The sequence below is a fragment of the Rhodococcus sp. DN22 genome (assembly GCF_036669995.1).
Classification (GTDB): Bacteria; Actinomycetota; Actinomycetes; order Mycobacteriales; family Mycobacteriaceae; genus Rhodococcus_F; species Rhodococcus_F erythropolis.
The window spans coordinates 42,752-68,345 of record NZ_CP133330.1; the positions used below are offsets into that span (position 1 = coordinate 42,752).

21 protein-coding genes and 1 pseudogene are annotated in these 25,594 nt (G+C 62.3%); 7 read left to right on the plus strand and 15 right to left on the minus strand.

All coding sequences use genetic code 11. The annotated features are described in order from the left end of the window. Window positions 1-81: 81 nt before the first annotated feature. From RA302_RS33910 to RA302_RS33925, 4 genes and pseudogenes are all read left to right on the plus strand, one after another. On the plus strand, window positions 82-354 hold the full coding sequence (locus tag RA302_RS33910) for a hypothetical protein (RefSeq protein ID WP_099699144.1): 273 nt from the start codon (window positions 82-84) through the stop codon (window positions 352-354). Between the two features lie 433 nt (window positions 355-787). Next, window positions 788-1,573, plus strand: a complete 786-nt coding sequence (locus RA302_RS33915; RefSeq protein WP_338481345.1) for a hypothetical protein — start codon at window positions 788-790, stop codon at window positions 1,571-1,573. Between the two features lie 73 nt (window positions 1,574-1,646). Continuing rightward, a pseudogene (locus RA302_RS33920) lies at window positions 1,647-1,963 on the plus strand (IS1380 family transposase); the annotation flags it as partial. A gap of 770 nt (window positions 1,964-2,733) precedes the next feature. Continuing rightward, entirely contained in the window at window positions 2,734-5,970 is a 3,237-nt protein-coding gene (locus RA302_RS33925; RefSeq protein WP_338481346.1) for a tetratricopeptide repeat protein, read from the plus strand. On the opposite strand, the gene RA302_RS33930 is transcribed toward RA302_RS33925, so the two are convergent. From RA302_RS33930 to RA302_RS33940, 3 genes are read right to left on the minus strand one after another with little or no spacing between them, the layout of a single operon-like run. Next, window positions 5,944-7,341: a CHAT domain-containing protein gene (locus tag RA302_RS33930; RefSeq protein WP_099698920.1), complete on the minus strand. Its 1,398-nt coding sequence runs from the start codon at window positions 7,339-7,341 to the stop codon at window positions 5,944-5,946. The two genes, RA302_RS33925 and RA302_RS33930, sit on opposite strands and share 27 nt — an antisense overlap. Further along, on the minus strand, window positions 7,341-8,786 hold the full coding sequence (locus tag RA302_RS33935; RefSeq protein WP_099698919.1) for a hypothetical protein: 1,446 nt from the start codon (window positions 8,784-8,786) through the stop codon (window positions 7,341-7,343). The genes RA302_RS33930 and RA302_RS33935 overlap by 1 nt, the downstream gene beginning before the upstream one ends. 46 nt (window positions 8,787-8,832) lie before the next feature. Beyond that, window positions 8,833-10,158 carry a hypothetical protein gene (locus RA302_RS33940; RefSeq protein WP_099698918.1) on the minus strand — a complete coding sequence of 442 codons (1,326 nt, stop codon included), beginning with the start codon at window positions 10,156-10,158 and terminating at the stop codon, window positions 8,833-8,835. A 1,198-nt stretch (window positions 10,159-11,356) separates the two neighbouring features. Here RA302_RS33940 and RA302_RS33945 point away from each other — a divergent pair. From RA302_RS33945 to RA302_RS33955, 3 genes are all read left to right on the plus strand, one after another. Further along, window positions 11,357-12,160: a CHAP domain-containing protein gene (locus tag RA302_RS33945; protein ID WP_099698916.1), complete on the plus strand. Its 804-nt coding sequence runs from the start codon at window positions 11,357-11,359 to the stop codon at window positions 12,158-12,160. Between the two features lie 381 nt (window positions 12,161-12,541). After that, window positions 12,542-13,231, plus strand: coding sequence for a sigma factor-like helix-turn-helix DNA-binding protein (locus RA302_RS33950; RefSeq protein WP_099698915.1), 690 nt, complete (start codon window positions 12,542-12,544; stop codon window positions 13,229-13,231). Between the two features lie 17 nt (window positions 13,232-13,248). Then, window positions 13,249-14,238, plus strand: a complete 990-nt coding sequence (locus tag RA302_RS33955; protein WP_338481348.1) for an NYN domain-containing protein — start codon at window positions 13,249-13,251, stop codon at window positions 14,236-14,238. A gap of 283 nt (window positions 14,239-14,521) precedes the next feature. On the opposite strand, the gene RA302_RS33960 is transcribed toward RA302_RS33955, so the two are convergent. From RA302_RS33960 to RA302_RS34015, 12 genes are all read right to left on the minus strand, one after another. Further along, entirely contained in the window at window positions 14,522-15,334 is an 813-nt protein-coding gene (locus tag RA302_RS33960) for a hypothetical protein (protein WP_338481349.1), read from the minus strand. Beyond that, window positions 15,334-16,104, minus strand: coding sequence for a DUF4913 domain-containing protein (locus RA302_RS33965; RefSeq protein ID WP_338481350.1), 771 nt, complete (start codon window positions 16,102-16,104; stop codon window positions 15,334-15,336). The genes RA302_RS33960 and RA302_RS33965 overlap by 1 nt, the downstream gene beginning before the upstream one ends. Continuing rightward, the gene (locus RA302_RS33970) at window positions 16,101-17,927 is read right to left on the minus strand and encodes a TraM recognition domain-containing protein (protein ID WP_338481351.1); all 1,827 of its coding nucleotides are present in this window, start codon (window positions 17,925-17,927) and stop codon (window positions 16,101-16,103) included. Before RA302_RS33970 ends, RA302_RS33965 begins: the two co-directional genes overlap by 4 nt. Before the next feature lie 86 nt (window positions 17,928-18,013). Continuing rightward, the gene (locus tag RA302_RS33975; protein ID WP_020971509.1) at window positions 18,014-18,265 is read right to left on the minus strand and encodes a hypothetical protein; all 252 of its coding nucleotides are present in this window, start codon (window positions 18,263-18,265) and stop codon (window positions 18,014-18,016) included. Continuing rightward, window positions 18,266-18,568: a hypothetical protein gene (locus tag RA302_RS33980; protein ID WP_019750038.1), complete on the minus strand. Its 303-nt coding sequence runs from the start codon at window positions 18,566-18,568 to the stop codon at window positions 18,266-18,268. After that, window positions 18,565-20,295: a hypothetical protein gene (locus RA302_RS33985; RefSeq protein ID WP_021334567.1), complete on the minus strand. Its 1,731-nt coding sequence runs from the start codon at window positions 20,293-20,295 to the stop codon at window positions 18,565-18,567. Before RA302_RS33985 ends, RA302_RS33980 begins: the two co-directional genes overlap by 4 nt. 32 nt (window positions 20,296-20,327) lie before the next feature. Continuing rightward, window positions 20,328-21,818 carry an SCO6880 family protein gene (locus RA302_RS33990; RefSeq protein WP_019750040.1) on the minus strand — a complete coding sequence of 497 codons (1,491 nt, stop codon included), beginning with the start codon at window positions 21,816-21,818 and terminating at the stop codon, window positions 20,328-20,330. 55 nt (window positions 21,819-21,873) lie between these two features. Beyond that, window positions 21,874-23,421, minus strand: a complete 1,548-nt coding sequence (locus tag RA302_RS33995; protein ID WP_019750041.1) for a hypothetical protein — start codon at window positions 23,419-23,421, stop codon at window positions 21,874-21,876. Beyond that, entirely contained in the window at window positions 23,415-24,269 is an 855-nt protein-coding gene (locus RA302_RS34000; RefSeq protein ID WP_338481286.1) for a hypothetical protein, read from the minus strand. Before RA302_RS34000 ends, RA302_RS33995 begins: the two co-directional genes overlap by 7 nt. Before the next feature lie 27 nt (window positions 24,270-24,296). After that, window positions 24,297-24,950: a hypothetical protein gene (locus RA302_RS34005; RefSeq protein ID WP_099698908.1), complete on the minus strand. Its 654-nt coding sequence runs from the start codon at window positions 24,948-24,950 to the stop codon at window positions 24,297-24,299. 45 nt (window positions 24,951-24,995) lie between these two features. Further along, entirely contained in the window at window positions 24,996-25,262 is a 267-nt protein-coding gene (locus tag RA302_RS34010; protein WP_019750044.1) for a hypothetical protein, read from the minus strand. Further along, entirely contained in the window at window positions 25,259-25,582 is a 324-nt protein-coding gene (locus RA302_RS34015) for a hypothetical protein (RefSeq protein WP_019750045.1), read from the minus strand. Before RA302_RS34015 ends, RA302_RS34010 begins: the two co-directional genes overlap by 4 nt. Window positions 25,583-25,594: the final 12 nt, after the last annotated feature.

The following is a 25,594-nucleotide window of genomic DNA, read 5'->3' on the forward strand; positions in this document are numbered from 1 at the left end:
TCAGGAACCCGCACTGCCCGCCCCACTGCACCGGCACCCCACCGCCGAAAGTATCCATCGACAAGGAAGGAATCCAACACGATGAAGAAATGGCAGCTCTATGTCCTCGCCGCCGCCACAGCCACCGCCGCCACCACCGGTCTCGACGCGCTCAGCCCCCACGACCCCCCCACACGCACCACCACGACCGCCGACGTTGACAATGAATTCGGGGATCTGAGCGACGCCGACGAAGCTACCAAAGACCGCATGCGTCAGGACGGCGCCGATGCCGGAGAAGCCCGCCGCCGCGAACAACTCGGCCCCCACGAGGACCGGCCCGCTCACGCCCCCCGACTTAAGATCCCGTGGTAGAGCGCTTTACGCACGGGTCGGCGAGGTCGCAGCCCACCCGACAGCGAAACGAAAGCTCACATTCAATCGGCAGCAGCACTTCGGACCTGCACCCACCCCAACCCTTACGCGTGCCCGACACACACCTCGACCTCGACCCCCAGTCCGCCGCTAGTGGTGGGCATGTGTACCCGACGATGCAACGCAGGTCCGCAGGAAAACGCTATCACCTAATCCCGCGACTGGACTGACCGTCCCGCCGTCATTCGTTGGCCCCGGCATGTTCCGGGCTCCGATGTCCGTTCCTCGTTCCGGTTCGCAGAGCAGGGCACCGACCGTTGGTCCAGCCAAGACACGTTGGGGGATCGGTGAGGGAGTGGACGCACACGCGACCACCCGCCCCCGGACACTGTGCAGCAGCAAGGGGCGTCGGCACCAAACAAAGGAACACCACATGACGACCACCGCTACACCTGACTCGACGGCATTTGCCGCCGCGCCCGCAACCCCGACTCCGCCCACGCCGAGACGGAGACTGTACGGGTCCCGTGTCCTGACCGGTGAAATGATACTGATCGCACTGCTCAGCTTCGTTGACGTCATCTTGCTGAAAGCACTCGCCGACGTGGTTGTCAACGACGACTCAGGCGGCGGAATTCTCAGCTGGATGTTGGCTATCGGGGTCTCCGGGATCGGTCTCGTCGTCGCAGCCAGCGCCGGAATGATGCAACACGACGAAAAACCCGGCTACCGGGCCACATTAGCGGCATGGTTGACGATCGGTGCCGCCGTCGCATGCTTACGTGCTCTGACCGGCCAGTTCACGGGCGACAACAGCCACATGCTCAGCGATATCGCACAAGCGGTACTGATGCTCGCGCTGTACATCGCGGCAGGCTGGCGGATGACAACGCTGGCGCCGGAAGTACTCGACACTAACCGCCACGAACTCGCCACCGCGAAACGTGTGCGCGACCGCGCCATTGGTGGTCGCCAAGCTCGACTCGAGGAGCAGTATACCCGCCATCACCAGGCAGCTCGTCGCTGTGACGACGCCCGTATCCAAGTCGATCGTGACCTGCAGTACGTCGAAAGGCTCATCGCCGCGTACCGTGACCAGCTTAATGCCCTCGCCCGCAACGAGATCACAAAAGCCATGGCGAATCCGGAAGACGCCAGCGGAATCTACCGCAGTGCGGTAAACGGCAACCCAGGCCGTGATGGAAAGGTTTTCGGCTGACGCCAGGCTGGGCCACACCCGTAGTGGATCAGTCCATAGAAACAATCCGGCCATGACGAAGGGCATCTCGCAGATGCAACTATCTCTCACCCGACCTGTCGCTGCTGCGAGGTTCGACGACCCGAATCTCGTATCCACCGCCGGTGGTCGAATGGCCGAGCGATCCGGACTGCTCACACTGACCGGCGAGCGCTTGTCCGTACCGACCGACAAAGGAGCGAACGCTGCCGGAAAATCGGATCGCTGGTGGCCGGGATGGTCGCCGGAGCCGACAGCATCGCCGACATGGCAATTCTCCGCCACGGGGCGATGAAATCGCGCTCCGACCACCCCTACGCACCTTCGACGTTGGGTTCGTTCTTGCGCGAGTTCACCTTCGGGTACGTGCGCTAATCAGGCGCCGTGACTTCACGCTTTCTGTGACACCTCGGCGAAGCCGCCCCACTCGTGGCCTATATCGACACCGAACGTGTGCTGGTTCAACACCACAGGCGAGGTGGTCTGACCCAGGTTGCCATCAGACCCAGGACGGTTCGGAGTCCGAGTAAAAGTAGTGAACGAATAGCAAAACTAATCATGGCGCGATCAGGGATGATTTACACATAATCGAGGGCCCGAGAGGAAACGCAGTGACAGAGGTCAGATCACCCGAAAGCGCGTTAGCGGCTTACAACGAAGCGATAAAGGAGCGACAGAGCGGCAATTTTTCAGGGGCAGTCAAACCACTACGCAGGGCGCTGGATTACTTCCGTGTACACAATTCTCGTGCCGCAGCTTCTGTCGCTTTCGCCCTCGCGGACTCGTACCGGCGGATCGGTGAATTGAATGAAGCACTGGAATGTTACACGGAATCGCAGATACTGTTCACCCAGATCGGAGAAGCGACGCATGCTGCAGAAGCCACTAGGTTGCGCGGCGGATGCTATCGATCTGCTAATCGCTGGGCCGACGCGAAAGAGTGCTTCTCTGCAGCCCGCGATCACTATCTCGATACAGGAGACTTCGAACATGCAGCCGAGTCTGGCTACTGGCTAAGTGACGTGCACGAAAAATTGGAGGAGTACGACGCAGCAGAGATTGAATATGGTCGCGCACGAGAGCTTTTCGAGAAAACTGGGAATGCGGGCCGGATAGCCGACTGCACCTACTACCAGGCAAGCATGCTCAGATTCCTAGGCCGCAGCGAGGACGCGCTAGCTGAATACCAGCGACTTACAGACTCCCACGACCAGGTCGGTGCCACCGGCAAATGGCTTGCCGAGGCGCGCTACTGGGCCGCAGACTGCGAAGCCGAACTCGGACACCACCAGACGGCCATCGAACTGCTCACTGCAGCCATACCCTTTTACGTTGCCGACGGTCACCTTTCGAGCGTCGCGAATTGCCATTACGCCATCGGTAATCGATATCGCGATCTCGGTGATCAGGCATGCGCGGCAGCCGCATACCGCACCGCAAGCGCCTCCTACGACCAGGCTGGTAGTACCGACGAATGGCCTGCCAGAGGGTCGGGCGAGGCGCGCTACTGGGCCGCAGACTGCGAAGCCAAACTCGGACACCACCAGACGGCCATCGAACTGCTGACCGAGGCAATCACACTCAACATCGAACACGAACTGACGGACCACACCGCCAAGTACCACAACGCGCTAGGTCAGGCGCTTCGGCACCGCGGGGAACACGCAAAGGCCGCCGACGCCCTCAACTACGCTGCTGAAAGTTACGACAAACAGGACAACTCGAACTTCTGGTCGGGCTATGCGCGCTACTGGGCCGCAGACTGCGAAGCCGAACTCGGACACCACCAGACGGCCATCGAACTGCTCACTGCAGCCATACCCTTTTACGTTGCCGACGGTCACCTTTCGAGCGTCGCGAATTGCCATTACGCCATCGGTAATCGATATCGCGATCTCGGTGATCAGGCATGCGCGGCAGCCGCATACCGCACCGCAAGCGCCTCCTACGACCAGGCTGGTAATACCGACAAATGGCCTGCCGAGGCGCGCTACTGGGCCGCAGACTGCGAAGCCAAACTCGGACACCACCAGACGGCCATCGAACTGCTGACCGAGGCAATCACACTCAACATCGAACACGAACTGACGGACCACACCGCCAAGTACCACAACGCGCTAGGTCAGGCGCTTCGGCACCGCGGGGAACACGCAAAGGCCGCCGACGCCCTCAACTACGCTGCTGAAAGTTACGACAAACAGGACAACTCGAACTTCTGGTCGGGCTATGCGCGCTACTGGGCCGCAGACTGCGAAGCCGAACTCGGACACCACCAGACGGCCATCGAACTGCTCACTGCAGCCATACCCTTTTACGTTGCCGACGGTCACCTTTCGAGCGTCGCGAATTGCCATTACGCCATCGGTAATCGATATCGCGATCTCGGTGATCAGGCATGCGCGGCAGCCGCATACCGCACCGCAAGCGCCTCCTACGACCAGGCTGGTAATACCGACAAATGGCCTGCCGAGGCGCGCTACTGGGCCGCAGACTGCGAAGCCAAACTCGGACACCACCAGACGGCCATCGAACTGCTGACCGAGGCAATCACACTCAACATCGAACACGAACTGACGGACCACACCGCCAAGTACCACAACGCGCTAGGCCACCGATACGGCGACCTAGGAGACTACCGATGCGCCTCGGAAAGTTTCGGCACGGCACAAGTCTCATTCGCTTCCGTCGGGGATGCACTGGAGTCTGCCCATTCTGAGATGCATCGGGCGAGGAGTGTCCTGCAGGGCGGCGATCTCGTGCGGGCTGCAGAACTGCTCGAGGCCGGCGCCCTGTCGTACAAAGAACTCGGCGATCAGCTCGCGCACGCGAACGCCCTCGTGGAAGCCGGAAACGCCTACCGCACTGCTGAACTCCTGCCAGAATCTCTGCAGCGCTTCACGGAATCGCGCGTGCTGTTCTCAGAACTGGGCAACACACAACAGGCACGTGCTCTGCAAGACGTAATCAACTCGATCACCTACGCACCGCGCGCTGCTGAGATGCAGGCATTGCTCGCCCGAGGTAGGGAACTTGCTGAAGCACGCGAATGGGAACAAGCAGTGGCGATATACGCCGAAGCCCGAGCAATTGCTGCCGAGACCGGAGACATCCATATCAGGTCTTTTGCCCTCCAGGAATGGTTCATGCAGCACTTTGGGCAGGGTAATTACGGCACCATTCTCGAGGAGGTGACAAGGGAACTGTCTCTCGCACGCGCAGCCGGCGACACCAAGTACGTCGCCTTCTGCTCTGAGATCCTCGGCAGTACCCACAGACAGATCGGTGAGTTCGCCTCGGCAGAGGAGCACTACCTGCGAGCGGCAGGCATCTATGAGCAATCCGGTAGCGGCAACGACATCGCGCGGCTAAAGCACCAGCTGGGGGACATCTACCTCAGCTCGGGGAGAGCCGAGGAAGCGCGAGTCGCCTACACCCTATCCCGCGAGTTGTTCAGAACTGCCGGGGTGATGGATTGGTACGGCCACTCGACGATGCACCTGGCCAACACGTATCCGGATGAAGAAGCAGAGCCGCTCTTCATCGAAGCTCGAGACACTTATAACGCCATGGGGTTGGACAACAAGGCAGTTCGTGTTACTTCAGCCCTCGGGCACATCGCCGAGCGTCGAGGCGACCTTGATGCCGCCGAGGCGGCCTATCTTGAGTCCATCAGAATCCACACCCGCGACCACGACTACCTCGAACTCGCGGAAGCTGATTTCGCGCTGGCCAGTTTGCACTGGCGGCGCAACGATGTTCTCAACGCCGAGAAGCACTTCGAGAGGGCAGTCGACACATTTGTGGCGTTCGGCGTCTTCCCTCGCGCGGCGCTCTGCGACGTGAATCGGGCCGCGCTGTGGTCGGCGCAGGCGCAGAACCCCACCACACGAAACACCATGCTCAGCCACGCTGTCGACCTCATGCTCCCTGCTGTTCTCTACTTGAACGAGCAGGCACACCAGTTCCAGACAGCCTCACACCGCCAGTCCTGGAAAGCGCTGCACAGTGTATGGATGAACAGGGTGTTCGAAATGGTCCACGAAATCGGCGACACGAAACTGATCTCCGAGTTGGTCGAGATGAATCTCAACACCGGGGTCTACAGCACTCAAAAAGTCCCGACCAGCGTCCTGCCTCAGGTATCCGGAAGGATGGGAAGACTGACTCAAGTCGCCACAGTTGAAGACCACGCGACCATCCGAGCGATGTCGTTGTCATCTGTGGCATCGCGGTTGGTCGCCGGCGCCGCATTACCCCAGCTTCCCCCTCCGAAGCTGTTGATGCCCGACGGCAGCATCGCTGCCGAAAAGTATTTGGACGCTATCGGCACACGCTTCGATCAGAGAGAACAGCTACACGCTCCGGTCCAAACCTGGTGACCGTCTTTCGCCCATCGCAGTGCGCTCGGGTGCCACGGTGTGCGTCAACGACGCCCAGACCAGGGGAGTGACCTCCAGGCCGCCGCTTTGCTGCCATCGCTCCAACTGTCGGCACTGCCATCGCTGCAGAACACCGATCGGATCGGCACCCGAATGTGCTGCGTCGACAGTGGTCGCGAGCGTGCTCGTCGGCCGTACATCTTTAGGCATGTTCGGTACTGCCACCTGGAAGGCGTGATCGGTGGGAAGCGTCCATCGTGTCGTGGTGACCAACTCTGCACCGGAGTTCACGATGGCAATGACCAGTCCGAAGGTTTCTACCGATCGGTAGTCCGCACCACCCTCGCATGCGATGATCGCCACACGGCTCGGCATCGGCCAGATCTCGTGCCCCGCCTTACCTTTAGCCTGCCTACTGCCGAGAGTCCCGAGGAGTAAGTCCAACGCGCCCAGGGGCCGGTGGTCATCAGCATGCGCGGGTGCCGGTTCGCCATTTTCTCCGATTCGACGCAACGGTTCCATCAGACCAAAGCTGCTCGCCGTATCGGAAAGATGAAGTGCCGCCGAGCCCGGCTCGTCCGGTCGTGACGACACGTGGCCGAGGTAGAAGAATCGCGAGCGCGGTGTCTCTCGAAGTGCTTTCCCCAGACTCTCCCGAAATACGCTGCCGCCCACGGGAACGATCTTGTCCCGGCGTAGCGCACGCCCCTGCGCGATGTGCTTATCGACCATCGCCTTGAACGCTGCCTCAGCTCCCGGATCGAGCGTCCTGGTTAAACCGTGCGCTCTCGCACGCGCTGGAAGCTTGGGATCGATTACAAACAACGCAGGCAGATCGCGGACCTGCTCCCAATTCCGAGGCATGCAACTCCGCTCCACATGCACGGACGAGGGAGGATCGTAGACGATCTGAGCTATTTCGATTAGGCGCTGCCGCTTCCCCACACACAACAATTCCCAAGGCACGCGAGCTAGTCGCGGACTCGGGGTCAGCCGCACTCGGATCGGAGTTCCTCGTCTCATCCGATCGCCGATTTGCTTTCGCAGCTGAGATGGAAGTACCGATTCGGTCAGCATCTCAGCCAGTGCACGCTCGGCTCTCACGTCTGCGAACGCCCCGGTCCGCATAGCTCGGATCACCGCATCCTCCGGAGACTCCGCGTCGATCGGCGTGATGATTGACCGATCGAGCACTGACAGCGCTGCTTCCAATCGCAGTGTGTCGAGGCGATGGGCATAGGGCATTGCCACGTCGTCGAGCCAACGCCACGAAAGATACGTATCTCCTGCATCTGCCGCCCGAATGAGCACATCTACCGGCGTTGCTTCAACGGCGGGCCTCCGAGGTCGGGTGAGTCGATCGAATACCATCAGCGGTCCTCGACGTCTTCTTCGTCCTCAGTGGAGAGCATTTCAGCCAGTAGCGGATGCATGAGTTGCGGCGCCAGCCCCGACGAATTGATCTGCTCGATGTACTGGGCGATCGCTTTTAGCTTCGCCTCGATCGCCTCCACTATGGGGTCCTGATCGGGGTTACCGTCCAGCAACGTATCAAGCATCTGATGTAGCTTGCCCTCTGCATCCGACGCGAGGTCATCTGCCATGCGGATCTGATCCTGAAAGATTCGTTGCGCGTCGTCGAACAGTTCGGAGGTCGAATTGCCTTGCACCGCATAAAGTGCGGACATCCCCGCACGCTGATGATTCCATGCGTCCACCATCAACCGGTCGACATCGATGAAGAGTCGACCAACTCGTCCGGTCCGGAGCGTCGCCAGGTCTGTACCCGCATAGAACACGCCGAAATGGAACTCGTCCGGATCACGACCAGCGCACGGCAACTCCCCCACCAATGCCCTGCCATGCACGACCATCGGCGCGCTTATTTGTAGAGCCCCGGACTCGGCGTCCGATGAATAGGTCAGGATCCGCTGCGCTTCCCAACAGAGCGGATCGACACCGGTCGCGAGTGTGGTACTGACCAGAACTCTGTCATTGCCAGCATCGTATTCAATGAGAAGGTCCGGGAAATCGGCGCCTTCCCACGCGATGATGCGGGGTGGGATTACCCGAACGTCGATGAACCCGGAATCGACGCGAAGGTCGGACGTCGCACCTTCGCCGTAGTGAACAGATGCGTACTGAGAAGCTGCTGTTGCAAGATCCCACTCGGTCAGCAGCTTACCTAGTTCTACATCATTGAAACCCGACGACTCGCTCAGACGAGCCGCGAGTTCACTCGCCGACTCCCCCAGACTCGACCCGGCCGCAGCGTCAACCGCCGCTTGCAGAATGTCTGCTAATTCGCCGGCCGGGCCAGACCCCAGCCCGCCATCTGCACAGTGCTCACCCAGCGCCATTAAAGAAGGCGCCGCGAGCGTGAAGAGCCGGGCAGCCACCGATACGTGGCCGGTCCGATACTCACTGGCTGCCTCATCGAGAATCAGCGCTCCCTCGTGTATAGGGCGCACGCTCCACCGTGATACCGCTGACACCAGCGCGCGCCGGACCCACCGATCGCTCAACGATGGGCTGGGCGCCGTACCGACGTTCTCACCATCGCTGCGTAAGTCGGCGAGCCTTGCAACGAAACCCGAATCGGCGAATGCTTCCGCCAATGCTGCATCATCGCCGCCGACTCGAGATGTCCAGGCCAACACCGTCGAGGGCCTCGCGGCATCGACCTGCACCGTCACACCACGGCCCACCGCAAGATCGACCAATGCCAGGGCGGGTGCCTCAAACGACCACCAGCTCACACCACCTGCAGCGTCGACCACGAGGGCGCCTGTCGGCTGCCCACTGTCGGGTACCATGTCTTAGCTCCTTTCGGTTTCGATCCGGGCCGACGCACTAGTGCGTTTAGTAGGCATGGTCGCCCAAGTCCTCCCTGGCGGCGACTGACTGCACAGCGCTGTGCAGGATGAATTCGACGGCAGCCGCGGCCTGCTCGCGAGTCTTACTTCGAGCATTCTTCGGCGCATCATCTCGCCAGGCGGAGAGGACAAACTGCCGAATGCTCGCGAAGTCGCCCGACTCGAAACGGGCTCCCCCGTCCGCAAGAGCCTCGATCGCGAAGTCCCGCTCCCAGCAAGGTTCCATAGGAACGTCCTCGAGTGCCTTTCGCGCAACAGCGAGAATCTGGGTCAACTCCACCCGACGTTCGGACAGATGTGATCCGAAAGATCCTCGATCATCTGTCCCACCTTTGCCGATATCGAGGCCAACCCGTTCCTCATACGACTGCTCCCGCGAGACAATTCGCCACTCCGCACGGTTGTAGTCTTGACGTACCGACGCCAACTTCGTGAAGAGAATTCCCGCGTGGGTTACGTCTTCACCCCTGGCGACCATGCCCTGCAATGTCTTTCGTGCCCGGCTCCACGCTTCGCCGACGAGATTGGCATTGTGATCGGCCAAGAGGTCAGGATTGTCTTTGAGTGTCTCGTCGAGCAACCGATCCACCTGCGCCTCCTCCTCTGCAGCGAGCTCTCGAGGAGGAGGAGGAGGTTGTCCGTACTCCGAAATAAGTAGCGCGATGCGGCTCTCGAACGCATCAATGATCTCAGCGGTGATGCCCTCCGGAAGTTCTTGACCACTTCCACCGAGAGCAGCGACGTAGTCGCGCAAGAGCGCGATGTACCCCCGCATCGCCACCACGGTCAAGATCTCGTGTCGTGCGCTCGGATCAGCGATGAACTGATCAGCTGACAATTGCGAATCGATAACACCGCCGTCCTGAGACACGATCATCGCTCCGCGTGCGATTGGAGGCACCTTGCGTGCCATCTCGCGAACAACACTCGCCAAACGCTGGGGAAGTCCCTCGGGTCTGCGTGAGTGGGCCACGTCTCTGAATTCTCCGGATGCTCGAGCCAGTGGATCGACGTAGCTGCCGAACAAGCGGGAAACCTCATCCCAGCTCTCGGGTTCATCGAACGGTACTTTGGTTTCGACAGCCGCCAACGTCGCCACCCGTGCATCGAAAAGGTTCTTAATCCATTCCCGACGACCGAGTTCCCCCGACCAGGCCCTCATCTCGTAGAGGAAGACCTTCTTTTCCGGCTTCGGCTTCGTAGCAGCAGCCACCCACTTTTCCACTAACTGATCACGCGAAATACCGGTGACACCGGAATCGGTCCACCAACCCGATGTCAACCACAGATGTTGCACTGGGTTCACCGACATTCTTTCTCCAGTCAAAGTCTATTTTGTTGGCACACTTCGCATGCACAATGTACGGGCAACAGCATGGCCTACGTCCGGTTTACCCGAAACTGCAACTGACCGTCGACAGGAAAGAGATAGATCCAACCGACGGTGGGTTTACCCAGCGAAAGATATTCCCTCCCGGACTACTACCACCTGCTGAAAATATGAAGACGCGACCAGTCCCTTTCAGTCGTAACGATGGACGCACGATCTGTACCTCCCGGACGACTGACTCCCACACCGCGACCACTCAATCGTTCCCCGCTCCAGTCCGAAAGAGTGGTCGGGACGGATGCTGCCGCCCACTCGGTGAACCGGATCCGCGCGGAAACCCCGACAGCAGCAACAGCAGGCAAAGCCCCAACAACAGCAGAGGTATTTATGTCGAGTCTTCCGATCGGGAGCGTACGTACCCCACCGATCCCCCACAAGAGCTGGGGACTACCCCGGCCCGAATCTGCAGGATGTAGACCCCGTCGACACGATGACGCGGTCACAGTTGTGGCCAGGAGGTTGCGCTAAACGTGATGGGTCGCGGGCATAGGCATATGCGACGACACCTTACTGACTCGCATTATCATCCAAGGCAGCTGCACCTGGAAGTTGCCGACCAGTGTGGTTGAACTGCTCGGCAGGAGATGATCGAACTTCTCAATGGCGAGTGCCGATCTTGCGTATCGCGGCGATCGGCGATCCGCGCGGGTCACTGCGGCCGAAAACGGGCCATCCGCAGTGTCATCGACATCAGATGACCTCCGGTCGCTCGCCGAATCTGTTCGCGCTGTCGTAGATTCGGTGTTTTGGTCGCCGCTCTTCGACCCCGATCGCCGTGTATCGGAGGTGCCTGGTACCGGCATCTCGCCGCTGGCCACCGATCCGGCAGGTTAAGAATACGAACTCGCCCAGCTCTTCGGCCCGCTGTCCCTGGCCACATTTGCCTGTTTGTCTTCAACCACCACGCCTGCCATGACCGTAGACACGCTGAGAGTAAGGAATGGGGCGCCTCCCGGACGTCCCGCACACAAAACCCGAGAACACATCTCTTACCCACACATAGGCTGTCAGCGCACCCAACCTGAAGGACGCCATCCGCTCACTTCGATGGACTCGGGGGATCGGTGAACACCAGGACAGCCACCCATACTGTGGACCCTGGACCCGAAAGGTCAACCCCATGTATGTCACTACCCACCGAGAGCGCACCCGTTTTCACCACACCAACCGAGCCGTGCGCTCGGCGATCCTGCTGATCGCACTGTTCACCGCTGTTGCCGGCATCGCGTTCGCCAGCATCCAGCCCGCGCACGCCGACGCCCGAACGGTGACCGTCAACACCGGCGCCGGCAACATCAACGTCCGCGCCGCGGCCACCACACAAAGTCAGATCCTGCGCACCATTGCGAACCGCACGCGCGTCTCCATCACTTGTTTCGTACGCGGGGAAACATTCAGCGGTGGCCCCTACCGGGTCAGTACGAACATCTGGAACCGTCTCGACACCGGTGGCTACGTCACTGACGCCATGCTCGAAACCGGATCCAACAATCCCGTCGTCCCAGCCTGCGGCCCGGCACCGCAAGCCTCCACCCCCGGCCGTACGACGGGGCAGACCCGTGGCACCAACACCGGAGCCGCCGGCAACTGCACCTGGGGCGCCTACAACAAATGGTTCACCGCGTCCGGTAGCCGTCACTACCCGGCCTTGAACGGAAACGCGAAGGACTGGGCGAACTCGGCGCGGGCCACCGGCTGGACCGTCGTCGCCGACGCCCAGCCCCGCTCGATCGTGGTGTTCCAGCCCGGGGTGCAGGGCGCCGACCGCACCTACGGCCACGTCGCCTGGGTGGAGTCCATTACCCGCCGCGCCGACGGGCTCTACATCACGATCACCGAGATGAACGGTGCCGCCGGATACAACAAGTGGTCCACCCGCACCGTTAAAGATGTCGCCAACATGGCGTACATTTTGCTGCCCTGACGGAAGATCCCGGCCCGGCGTCACCGCTCACGGTTGAACAGGCGAGGTGCCACTAAGGGCAGCTCAGTTCGGTGGCGCACCTAGATGATGTGGGGCGCCACCGAACCTGTTGAACGACAACACCATATGCATCCGACAGGCTGAAGAGTTGCCGAACCCACGCGCAGCGCGCTGCCGTGCGGTCTACGTCAGGGAATGCATGCGAAGGCTTCGATCTCGACCAGGTTCGGGCTCAGTCCTGTTCGGCTCTCGTAGTGATCACCAACATCCGAACCTCACACACAGGGATCCGCGAAGCGCTTGGGGGATCGGTGACTTCTGTGTACATACCTGGCATGCGCAGACAAATTGCCGGACCGCACAACATCCGAAAGGCCAACCATGCGCACGACCCACACCACTCGGGCCTTGGACGTCACCGTCATCAGCCCCCCGTCTGTACTCGGCGAAGCGATCACCGCTCTCGTACGTTCGCTCGGGTACCGCGCAGCGATCTCCGAGCTTGCCGCGCCTCGACTGCCCACCGAAATCCTGCTCTTCGTTTCCTCGGCAGATTTGTTGCGCTACAAACACACTGCCGGCCAACACGGCCCGAAGGTCGTATCCGCGTTGGCCGAACCGCAGCACTGTCCGGGCACCTCGGCCGAAGCCATCGCAGTAGACCTACGGTCTAGTCGAGAGGAACTGGCCACCGCGCTGCGCACCCTTCTCCCGCGTCCCGCGCCGGCAACGACACGCCTGTCCCCGACCGAGAAACGCATCGTCGCGGGTTACGTGTCGGGGTTGACACAACCTGAACTCGCTCGCAGATTCTTTCTCGCGCCGACAACCGTGGCAACGCATCTGACCCGCGCACGTCGAAAGTATCGCGACGACGGCCGACTCGCTGGTACCAAGATCGAGTTGTTCATGCGCGCGGTCGAGGACGCTGTGATCGGCTGCCCATGCGCCACCCGCAAGCCCCACTACACGGATCCAGCTCACCGACCAACCGATCCATCGCCCAACCATCCCGAGGTAAGACAGGACCCGCACCGAAGCACACGAACGCCCCAACAGCCGAAACTCTGACTCAGGAGCCAGCCACTATGCGTTCCACTTGCTCCCTCTACGTAGACACGGGTTACCTACTGGCATCAGCAGCCACCCGCGTCACCGGCACTTCACTGCGAAGCGGCATACACGTCGACTACGCCTCGATCATCGCTTCGCTGATAAGCGAAGCCGAAATTCGTTCTGGCCTACCACTACTGCGAGTGCACTGGTACGACTCAGCTCGACACGGTGTACCCGACGCACGACAAGAACGCATTGGCGAACTGTCCAGGGTCAAACTGCGACTCGGGCGATTCGGAGTCAATGGAGAACAGAAGGGCGTCGACTTACGCATCGGTCTCGACCTCGTTACCCACGCCCGCAACAACGCGTCGGACATATTCTTTCTCGTCTCCGGGGACGACGACCTCACCGAAGCTGTCGAAGAAGCACAGGTTCACGGTGTCCAGGTCGTGCTCCTCGCAGTTCCCACCAAGAGCGGAGCTCCCCACGGGGTGAGCCGTCATCTCGTCAGAGCCGCCGATGAGATCGACACCATCGACGGCTCGGTCGTCGATAGTGCGGTGATGAAAGTTGACCGACAACCGCAAACGGCTATGACGGACGCGTCAGTTGCGGCCACGCCGGAACGGCAACCCTGCCCGACCCCGATGGACCTCGCACGAGGAACAAGAGGCGCCACGACAGCACCACGCAAGGTGACCCAACCCGCCAAAGCTATACCTGCCTACAGCGGATCCACAGGCCATCAAGCATGGATTGCTCCCAACTTCGTCGATGGTGACCTCACCCAAGACACGATCATCGACAAAGTTGTCGCAAGCGTTCTCGAGTCTTTCCGAAACAGCACCACCCAAGAAAAGCTTGTAGACCTCGAACTCGCCAGACCGTCGATCCCGCCGGAGATCGACCGCGCATTGCTTCGTGATGTCTCTGACGCAATGCAAGTAGACGACCTCGACGAACGCATTCGCCATCAGTTGCGAGCGCGATTCTGGCTGGCATTCGGCAATACCGAGTAATCCGAGCAACACACCAGCCGATTGTGGCTGTCGAGACATCGCGCTCGACGGCCACAATCGCATCCTCAATTACCACAGATCGCGTTGAAAACTCTTTAGTCCAGACCATCCTTGTGACCGACCGCAGCACAGTTCATGTCGGAGCAAAAAACATCCCGCGAGGATCGACCCGCTCGCCACCACGGACGCTTCGCGGCACGACCATTGAACTACGGCCGCGATCGCCCCGGATCACCTTCGCCCGATGAGGTAGACCAGCATTGTGGGCGCGGGACCAGCCCGGCTATCGGCCGGTGTGTTGGCGTTCTTGGCTGCGGCCCTTGCTCGGGCGCCCTTTCCTGGCAACCGGCGGTTTACCAGTCCCGGTCTGCACCGCTCCTCGGGGATGCTCGGCCTGGTCGAGGTCGGCCGTCATCCGGGCCTCGATCGTTTCCTTGTCCACTCCTCCGGCGTTCATGTCGGCGGCGAGGGCATCGCGCCGTTCAGCCGAGTCGTACTCGGCTTCCGCGGACGCCCGATGAGCGTCTGCGTCTTCGACGATTTCAGCTTCGGCCGGAGTACCTTCGGCCTCTGTCGCCGTCTTGTCGAGCCGATCGGCTTCGGCCATCAGCTCGGAAGCCTTCACGTTCTCGCGTTCGGCGAGTTCCTGTTCCGCGGCAGCGGCCCGCTTGGCTTCTTCAGCGGCCTGGAGCAGATTAGCGATTTCTCGCGGGTCGATCCCGGGGGCGCCCGCATCTATTCCGTACCGGGTCTGGACTTCCTTGCGGATGCGATCTGCGGCGTCGGCCGCGGGCTGCGAGTGGTCCTGCCAGCCGCGGGCCTGCTGCCAGCTGTCGGCGATCTGCGCGTGGGTAGCGTCCTCCCACCAGCGGTCCGTCATCACCGGACGTAGCTGCGCCTCGATCGCACTGCGCTCGGCGACGAGCCGCTCACGCAGTTCACGGGCCGCCTGCACGCTTTTGGCTTCGGCGTCGCGGATCTGCTTCTCCCGTGCGCGGCCCATCTGCTCTGCGAGACGGGACGCAGACTGCAAACCGACTCGGAACATGCGCGTGAGCTCTTGATTGACCTCACCGATTTCGTCGTGCTCTGACATCAGTTGTTGCCTTCCTTGTGGGGTGACGCCGCTGTGGGCGCGGATTCGGGGGAGAGACGCATGTCGGGGAACATCGACGACGGTGCGGGTTCAGTCGGCAAGGGCACGATCGCGAAGTCGCCGCCGGCATGACCGCTGCGGACCGAGCACGCTTTGAACGTGCCCTCTGGATCGAAAAGCTGTGCCATGTGGTGGTCGGCGTGATCGCGCCACCACACACTCATCCCGGTCGAGGGATCCAGGCGCAGACGCTCCCATGCGCGCCACAGGGCTTCCAACCGGGAGATAGCTTCGGCGTGTTTCCACCACTGCGTGCACCAGTTCCTTGACGTCCCCTCGATCACCTCACGCCGATAGACAGGGGCGATGCGTTCGCGCACGAACTCCTCTACCGATCCGAACACCAGTTCCGGTTCTGCCGACTGCTCCGGCTCCGGCTCCGGTTCCGGATTGGCGAGTGAAATCTCGAGCTGCGCCAGCAACCGGGCCGCCGCCGCGGCTTCGAGTCGCGCGTACAGCTCTGGAGTGAGGATTTCCGCCCACTTCGCTTCGGCGATCGCGTCGGCTTCCTTCTGGATGCGTTTGAGAACTGCCTTGCCGACCATCGCCTCGAGGTTCTCGCTCAGCGGCGCTTCGACGTTCGGTTCATCTCCTCCGCTGAGGGGCGTGTACGCGGATGGGGGTGGATAGTGCGCATCTTCCGGCGGCAGATAGTCAGCCTCACCCGGATCGAAATCGTCCTCCGGTGGCGGCTCGAACGGCGCGTTCACAGCGACACCGCCTCACGCGCAGCTCCCGCGTGGTCTGGCTTGAGCCATTCGGACAGGCCTTCTTCTGCTTCCGCCAACGTCGCCGGGGCTGCCGGATCGTGGGCTTCGATTGACGCTCTGATCCGGTCGGCGTGCGGGCCGGCCATCCACGGCGCCGTCCGTACGATCACAGGCCGGTTACCGGAGGAACGTACGATCGCTCGGCCACGCGGCAGTGCTTCGAGTTCGGATTCGGTGAACGTACGAACTTTGGTGCGCTGCTTGGAGGTGGATCGGCCTTGCGAGGAGGCTGTGACCGACCCTGTGATCTCCCAATGGTCACCGATCGCGGTGGACATGTCCCGAAGGAACACCCCGTCATCGACGGCGACACCGCCGCCGTAGACCTTGACGTTCGCCGCCGACCACAGTTTTTTCATCCCGCGTTCGCCCCACACCTCCACACCCTGTGACCAGGACTGCAAGATCGCCATGATGATGATTCCGCGTGAACCGTAGTGGCTGTAGAGGCTCGGCAGTTTGGACCAGCGCACGACGTTGGCGACCTCGTCGAGAGGAGCGACGAGAGGAACAGGCAGACGTCCCTTCGGTGAGGTGGTGGCGATTTCTTCGGCTGCGTCGATCACGGCGACGGTCAACGCCGTCACCAGTGGGCCGGCAGAACCGTTGCCCTCGCGGGAAAGGCTGTAGAGCGTGCCTCCGGAACGAACGAATTCACGAGGATCGAAATGCGGCCGCGGATCGGACGAACCGTCCGACGTCACCCAGGGATGAATCGTCCTGATCTTGAGCGAGCGGATCATCTTCTTGGCAGTACCGAACACACCGCCGCGTTGTTTGTCGGGTGCGTTGTACTGCCCGGCCAGGCCGTCGGCCTGCAATCCGTACCCATGTTGGCGAAGGATCTTCACCGCTTCCTGGTTCTGCACGTCCGTGACCCACGTATATGCCTGTGTGATCGGGCGGCGATCGAGTGCCGCAGCCAGGAACAGTGCCGCCAACAGGTCCTTTCCTTCCGGATCGAAGAATGCGTCTGTCTTCGCTTCGAGTCCGTCGTCACCGGAGGCGAAATGATCGGCCAGGTCGGCGGCCCTGACTTCGTCGGTCACCCACGTGAGCGGATTCCACCACCAGCTCGGTTCCTCATTGGCGACCCGCTGCGGATCGAACACCCAGACTTGCGAGCCCATTGCCGCTCGAACGTCGCGGGTCGCGTCGACGACATCACGCTTGTTCGACGTCGTCAGGACTGCGCCGGGAGCATCGAGAACTGCGGGGATGACGCGACTGGTCGACTTACCGGTGCGAGGACCCCAAATATCGACGTGCAGGTCCTCCCAGCTGCCGCGCAACATCGGGGCCGACCCGAACACCGGCTTGCTCGGCAGCAACAGGTACCCGAGCTGGATGCCGACAACGTCGTCGGGACGGAGCCTCACCTGCAAGGATTCGGCTTTCGCCCGGCATGCCTGTTCCGTCAACGAAGCGATGTCGCGACCGCGGCCCATGTACTTGGCCAGCTCGTCGACGCGGGTGCTGTCCCGCTTGCGCAGGATCAACAACCACATGCCCACTGCGACCAGCACGATCAACGTCAAGGCAAAGGCAATCGCCACTACGCTCGCACCGGACTCCCACACGAGATCGCCCTTGATCAGGCCCGCGACCATCGCCATCGGATTGACCGGAACATCCTGCTCGGTGCCGAACTGCATCGCGACGGAGGCGCCGACGACGCCGGCAACCGCGATCCCGGCGCACACACCGAGCACCTCGAACGCCACGTCACCTTGACTGGGATCACGCACAGAACCCTTACTCATGACTGATCTCCGTTACTGTCGACGGCGGCACTGGCGGGGGAAGTGAGTATTCGTCGAAACATGGTGTTTACTACCAACTTTCGGATCTACGTGTTGTCCGTCGGTATCTCGACGACGGTGGTCAACGTGACGGCGTAACCGGGCCGTGGCCTGCTTGTCAACGATGTTCCCGTTACTCGAGCGGGGATGACGGTGTGTGAATGGCCTTGTACTGCAACGAATCGGTGTTTCGTTTCGAGGTCGGCGACCAGGTCGTGCATCTTCTGTACCGCACTCTGCAATGCGGCCGACGGCTCACCGACTTCGGTGGCGGTGCTGTAAAGGAAGATATGCGTCATTTACAGGCCTCTGTTCGCGGCGATCAGTCCACGGTTCACTTCGCGTAGCGCTTCGAGTTCGACGCGGAGGGAATGTATTTCGGAATCCGGTGCGCACGGTTGCGGTTTCACGGCGTCCGCGCCTTCCCGCTGCCGCCACCATGCCCGCACGGTGGAGGTGTGGATCCCGGTATCGGCGGAGACACGCTCGATGGTCGCCCACAGAGACGGATACTGAGGGCGCAGCTTGTCGACCAAAATTACTGTGGCACTGCGCACCTCTGCTCCGTAGCGGTTGCCGCGGGTGCTGCGTTTGCCGCTCATGCCGCATTGTCCTTCGCTGTCTGTGCCGCGTATCCGGCATCGGTGGCGTCGACGAACCGACTGTCGGTGTCGTGCCACTGGTATTTCAGTTCCGTGGGGGTCAGGACGGTCTCGAAACGGTGCCCCGGAATGCGTTCGGTGCCCTGTTTGAGCAGGAAAAACCCTCGGCCTGGGGGCGGTCCTGGCTTTTCGAGTTGGGCGTCGTAGCCGGCTGGGGACGACAGCGCGGAGACCCATGCCTTGTCTGCGCGGGTGAACGGAATGATGGAGTCGAGTTTGTCCATCTCGTCCGAGGTCAGGGCTCCCACGATCAACGCTCCGGCGCGTTCGATGAAGCCCTTGGCTTTCATGATGTCGAAGTCCATTTCGAGCGATTCGAGGTCCTTGACGGTGTGGGTGATCATCACCAGCGCCGTTCCGACGGTGCGGGTCAGGCGGGTGAGGGCGTCGACGCGGCTGACCATTCCAGGGCCGGCGAGGACTCGCCAGAATTCGTCGAGCACTGCCAGGAAGAGCAACCGGTCGCGAAGTCCGCAATCGGCGAGGACGTGTGCGGCTTCGATGGCGCCGAAGCCGTCCTCCCAGCATGCGGCCATCACCGCAGCTTCGAGCTTGGTGTCACCGTGGCTGAGCGCTGAAATGTCCACGCACACACCGGTCGGTCGATCCTCGCCGGTGAAGTCGATCGGGGTGGTCGTCTGCTGGGAGAACACCTCACCGAGATCGCCGTCGAGCAGCGCGGACAATGTCTCGAGGAGGGATTCGACCTTGGCGAGGTACTTGTCCTTGTCGCGGGTGTACGCCTTGCGCATCAACTCTTCCGGCGGGTTCTCGATCAACGTGAGCAGATCGGAGATCAGCGGCGGGTTGTCGTATCCGAAACGGGGGTCCTTTTCGAGTAGGCGCAGCGCCGCGGTGATGATGTTGCGTTCGGCCTGTGTCAGCGCTGTTCCGCGCTCGATTTCGCACAGTGACTGCATCACTCGCTTGCGGCGTTGGTGAACCTGTTTGATCACTTTCTTCTGCAAGTCGGGGAAGTCCGCGAGCAGCGGAATCACCGACCCGAGAGCACCGATCGCGAGCGGGTTGAGGTACCCCTCGCCGTGTCCCAGACGCACGATCTTGCCGCGATCGCCGCAGATGATTTCGATTTCCTTGGTGAAGTCGGGTTTGGTGTCGGCGAACACGAACGGGATGTGACCTTGGGCGACGGCGCCGCTGACGAGTTTGCGGCCCACCGTGGACTTGCCGTTACTTGGGAGGGCGAGCATGAACACGCTGGGGGTGTTCTGTCGGCGTGAACGGTAGGTGGCGGTGATCGGGTCGTAGTGGAACGAGATGCCGTCGGGATCTTTCCCGAGCGGGGTTCCGACCATTGGATAGGTGCTGCCTACGACCCACGGGGAGAGCCCACATGCCTGCACACTGGTGCCGCGGAACTCCGGCGGCTTGGGTACGACGCCCATCTTGCCGCCGCCGTGGCCGGCGAAACCGCGGTCGGTGAGTTTGGGGGCGCGGCGCCATTTCGGTTCGGTTCGGGAAGGGTCGCGTGCGAGTTCGGCGGCTTTCGCTGCTGCCTTCTCGTCTGCGATGCGTTGTTTTTCCTCTGCCTGGCGGCGTTTGCGTGCCGCTGCCATCGGATCGCGTAGGGAAGCATTCTGCTTCTTGCGTCCGGGTTCGTACGTGCCGGTCAGGTCTGCGATCCGGCGGCGCAACATCAAACTCATCGTTTTCTCCTTCTCGGTGGTGGTCGGCCGGTTCAGGCCTGCAAGGTTTTCGCCGTCGTTGCGTGGTCTTGGAGATAGACCCCGACTCCGACGCCCGAGAGAAATGCCGCTGCCTGGTATCGCCATGCGGGCCGTACTTTCGTCGAGCACCCGGCGACCAGGGATTCGATCGTGTCGGCCTGGATGTCGAGCTGGGCTTCGGTACTTGCCGACGCGGTGACGATCAGCGAGACCGCTGTCGCGCCGGCACCGTTGCCGACCTCGACGCGAGTACGGTCTGCTGCCTTGACCTTGAGGTCTGCGCGGACCGACCCGATACCGCGTTGGGCATTGCGTTCACCGACTGCGTAGACGTAGCCGCTCTCGACTGCGTTCACGGCGTCGGCCGGGGACATCGGCCGGTGAATCAGTGTCACGCGCTTGCGCGGGACGTCGCCGTGACCTTCGAGAAGTGCTTTGAGAATCCGTTCGTTGCGGGCACCGGACGGGGGTGCGTTCATCACCCAGGTCCTCGAGGCCGCGCCTTCGTGGAAGTAGGTGTTTTTGGTTTCCTCGGCCGTCATCGGGCCGGCATCGAGCCAGTCGACGTACATCTCTCCGCTGCGCAGTGACGATTCCACCTCTGCTTCGACAACCGGGCGGGGATCGTATGCGCGGCGCACGACTGCGGAGATTTCGTGATCGGACATCGGGACAGCGGTCACGCGGAATGTGCCGAGGTTCGCGCAGATCGACGGAAGACGTTCTGCCAGATCGGCAATCATCGCCATCGGATCCTTGCGTTTGGCTTCCGTGTTCGCGGTGAAGGTGAGCGCCATGTGGGTGTGCAGCTGGATTCCGTGACGTACGCCGGTGCCCGATTCGCGGACCACCGCTTGTGCGAGTTCAGAGGTGCCGGGTTTGCACAGTCGCGTGATTTCCGCGTCTTGCCGCGCGCCTGTCTCCGGGAGGGTTTCGATGATGGTGGCGATCGCTTCGATGTCCGGCGTCTGTCCGCTGAGGTTGATGAACTCACCCCAGTTGGCGACGTCGAGGTCGACCTGACCCTGTTCGACACCCTTGTATCCGGGCACAGAGCAACGCAGCCTGATCGTGTACTGATGCAGTTTCGGTAGGTGACTCATTCCGAATCGTCGGCCCAGTTTGTCGATTCCCCACCACATTTCGATCGGAGCGCCGATTCCCGGGACTCGGGTTCGGCCTCCGGGCGCGTTCGAGAGAGAACCAGCGCGCAGGATGTGCTGGCCGCGCCGACGTTGCTTGCTCCACCCGGTGAGTTCAGTGGCGAATTCGTACCCTGACTTGCCGCCGATGCGTGCAGCGAGCGGCGCCCAGGTCAGCACCACTACGCCGAGGATCACCGCTCCGGAGATGAAGAACCCGGCGAGCAGTGCAACGATGCCGGCCACGATGCCCGAGGCGAAGACGTAGAACATTTTCTTCGACACACCGAACAGGTACGTCGAAGGGGCTTCGTGAAGACCGCCGTAGGTGTTGGGGCGGGCCGGTGCTTCGGTGCTCATAGCTGCTCCTTGAGGATGGAATCAATGAGGTCAAACGGTGCGGTGCGGTGTGCGCTCATCCGGACCGCCCACCTTGCGGCTCGTCCGGAACGTCCGCTCCCCCACTTGCTCCGGAGGCGCTGTCGCCGATCGTCGATGCGACGGCGCCCATAGCGCTGCCGATCCGGTCGGAGACTTCCTGCCCGACGGCGACGGCCGCGCCGACCGGACCAGCGGCCGCGGCCGCGCCGGAAGCTGCACCGCCGGATGCTGCTCCGGACGCGCCGCCGGACGCTGCTCCGGACGAACCGCTCGCGGTCGCTGCTCCGGACGGACCGCTCGATGCGGCTTCTGTGCCACCGCCCGAGGGCGCCGGTGAGCTCGATCCCGATGAGGGCGTGCTGGAGCCGGTCGGTTCGGTACTCGGGCCGCCTTGAACGCTCGACGACGAGGAGGACCCGGAATCCTGTTCAGCCGAGGAGGACATCGACTGGATCATCGAAGCGCCCATACTCGCGCCGGTCGCGGCGAGCATGCCGCCCAGCACCGCGCCGCCGTTGCCGCCGGCCATCGAACCCATCGCCGGAACGATCAGTCTCGCCAACGCCGGCATCGTCAGGCACGAGAGTGTCAGCAGGATCATTCCGGCGAAGACACCTTGTGCGTCGGTAGCACCGGCGGCCGAGAGGAAAGCGATCCCGTACACGCTGGAAGCGACGAACGGGAACAGCGCGAACACCACCGCCCAATTTCGTAGCTTGGTCCAGGCCTGCATTCCGGCACTGCCGATTCCTGATGCGGCGGCCGCGATCGGTGCCCATCCGAGGACGAGGCGCAGCATCGCGATCTGCATCATGATGAACACCGCTTGCACGGCGGTTCCGACGATGCCCAAGATTGCGAAGACGAAGATCAAGCCCGGGCCTAGGAGAGGGCCGACTTCGGCGACGGCGAGGAGTTTGTTCGCTGCTTCGTCGATGTTCTCTCCGACCATCGCTTGAACCAGCCACACACCCGCTGCTCGGGAGAGTTCGTCACCGGCGAGGATGAGCGGAACCAGAGTCCAGGACGCGAACACTGTGCGGGTCAACATCATTGCCGTTTCTTCGGCATGTTGCTGTGCCAGACGTGATTTGGCCCAGGCGAGTTTGAGTGCGGAGATCCCGACCGAGATCATGAACGCCGCTATCTGGAATATTCGCAAGAATTGGTGCACTTGCCAGACTGTGTTCTCGGTGTCACTGTTTCCGACCGCGCCGGTGACCGAGTTGGTCATCCACCACGTCAGCATGAAAGTGATGCCCTTTTTCCAACCGTCGAGGAACACTTCGGCGGCCTTGCCGACGCCCGATTTCCACATCCCGTCGGCGAACTCGCCGGCCGCGTCCTGTGGATTGGCCACAGCAGTGCCCAAGTCGCAGAACCGCTCGAGGAACCCACCGACGACCGGTACGGAATCACCGACGTCGCGGCAACCGGCATACATGTCGTCGTCAGCCGGCGGTTGTCCGGTTTCCGAAGTGCCCGGATCATCTGCCGGGGGCTGGGCATGCCCGAGCGCGACCGGCCCGAAGACCAGCACGGCCAGGAGCAGAGCCGCGATCGCAGACAGACGCTTCACCATTGGGTCCACCCCGTCAGCGAAGTGATCGTCTGCGGCGGAAGCTGGGTGGAAGGGCGACGGATCTTCCAATCACCGTCCTGCCAGACGACCTCGAAGCGAGTGGTGAACCAGGAGCCCGGAATCTTGTCGCGGGCCGCGACCTCCACGACTGCGAACGAGTTGTCAGCGCTCCAACCGGAAATCTTGAATGCCGCCGGGATGTACTGAGGGGGCAACTGGCTCCAGTCGATCCACTTCTTCGGCGCCCACGACGCCTTGTTCCCCCGTGTCGAGGGTTCGATCTGGTTGTCGAAGACCGCATCGAGTGATTCCTGGTCGATGACCGTCCGCATGCTGATCTGCCAGGCAGCGAGCGCAGCGCCCTGAGGGGTGCGAGCGAAACCCGTGGCCAATGGGCCATCTACTCGAGTGGGACCGTCGGAGGTCGAGAACGGCAGGATGAACGGACCGACTTGCTGCCACATCAACCCCTCCGGAGCGGGGACCGGGTCACCTTCCTTGAACGAGGGGCGATCTGCCGACGACTGCGGCAACGCCTGACCACGCGGGTTGACGGGGTTGGCGATCACGCGGCCGAACAGATCCGCCGACGGAACGCCGAATGCAGTGCCGCTGTCGGGTTTTGCTGGTGCCGTCGCGGGCGGCTGGGTGGCAGTGGGGGCGCCGGCGCCGGCGGAATCGTCGTCGCGGGTGACGGCGATGACCACGGCGACGGCCACGACCACCGCGAGAAGCGCGCAGAACACGGCAGCGGCGATCCCGGTCGTGCGGCTGGTCGCCAACCACTCGCCGGTGCGGCGAAGGCGCGATCCTTCTGTGGTCTCGCGGGGTTCGGTGCGGTTACTCACGGGTGGCTCCTGAAAGTCGGGGGAAGATCAGTCGGCGTAGGAGAAGGCGGTGTATCCGTCGAGCGAGGTCAACGGCACTGGATCGGTGGGCGCAGCTTCGGAGGTCTCGGGCTGCGGATCAGGGAGAGTGATCTTCCAATCGCCGTTTTGCCAGATCAGCGAGGTCGGCGACGCAGACAGCGCAGCGTCCGGCATCCGTGTGGCCAGCCACACCACGGCTTCGTCGGGGCTGTAGTCCTCGATGCGGAATCCGGCGAACTGGGCTGTCTGAGCAGGATCGGCTTCGGTGGTGATGGAGGTCATCACCCGCGCCACGGCGTACGCGTCACGGCCCCGGCCAGGGGCGGTCAGCAGTTGTGCGGTCTGCGCCCAGGTCTCGTCCGGTGCGAGTGCGAGACGGCTCTGGCCCTGAATGGCGGCCATCACCGCCCCTTGGGGTGTTCGGCTGTATCCGAACGGGATCTTCGCCGAAACGCTCGTCGGTCCGTCGACAGCGGAGACAGGGACAGCGACACCGCGGTAGCTCTCCCACGTCACCTGCTGCGGCGCTGCGCTGGTGTCGACCGCCGCGGCGGTGCCGGTTCCGGGGTCCTCCTCCGACGATCCGCACGCGGTGGCCACCGACAGCGCGAGAGCTGCGGCCGCGAGGGCGCCGACGAGGCGGTAACGGTGAATTGCCATGATTTCCTTCTTTTTTCGCAAAGTGAGTAGTGGAATCGAGACGGGCTAGATGAGGAGCCATCCCGCCCACGTGATTGCGGAGGCGGTGACGATGGCGCCGATGGCGATCGAGATCAACCGCCGGATTCCGGGGCCGGTGACTTCGCCGTCGTCGAAGCGGTGCGCGACTTCGACACCGGCGCGCATCGCGGCGACGATCAGACCGGCTGCGACGAACCACAGGAACACCCCGAGCATCTGCCCGAGCGGGACCAGGACGTCTTCGCCGGGCATCTTGATGCCGCCGCCTGCGGCCAGTATCGAAGTACTCACTCCATGAACCAGGTGACGTACGAGGCGGCGGAGGACGTGATGATCGCGCCGACGGCGACACCGACCACCATCATCTTTTCGCCGCGTCCGGCGGTGCCGTCGGCGAACGACTGGGCGAACTTGACGCCGGCCATCATTCCCAGTCCGATCAGGAAAGCTGTTGCCGCCCACAGGCCGACGCCGAGCAGGATCTGAAACTTGTCGCCTGACGGCGGAGTGGTCATCTGAACGTCGATCACGTCCCCGCCCTGTCCCGGCGAGGGGAAGGGCGCGGGCTGCTGAGCGAGGATGTAGGTGTTGATGGTGTGGAGTGCGTTCATGAGAAGGTGCCT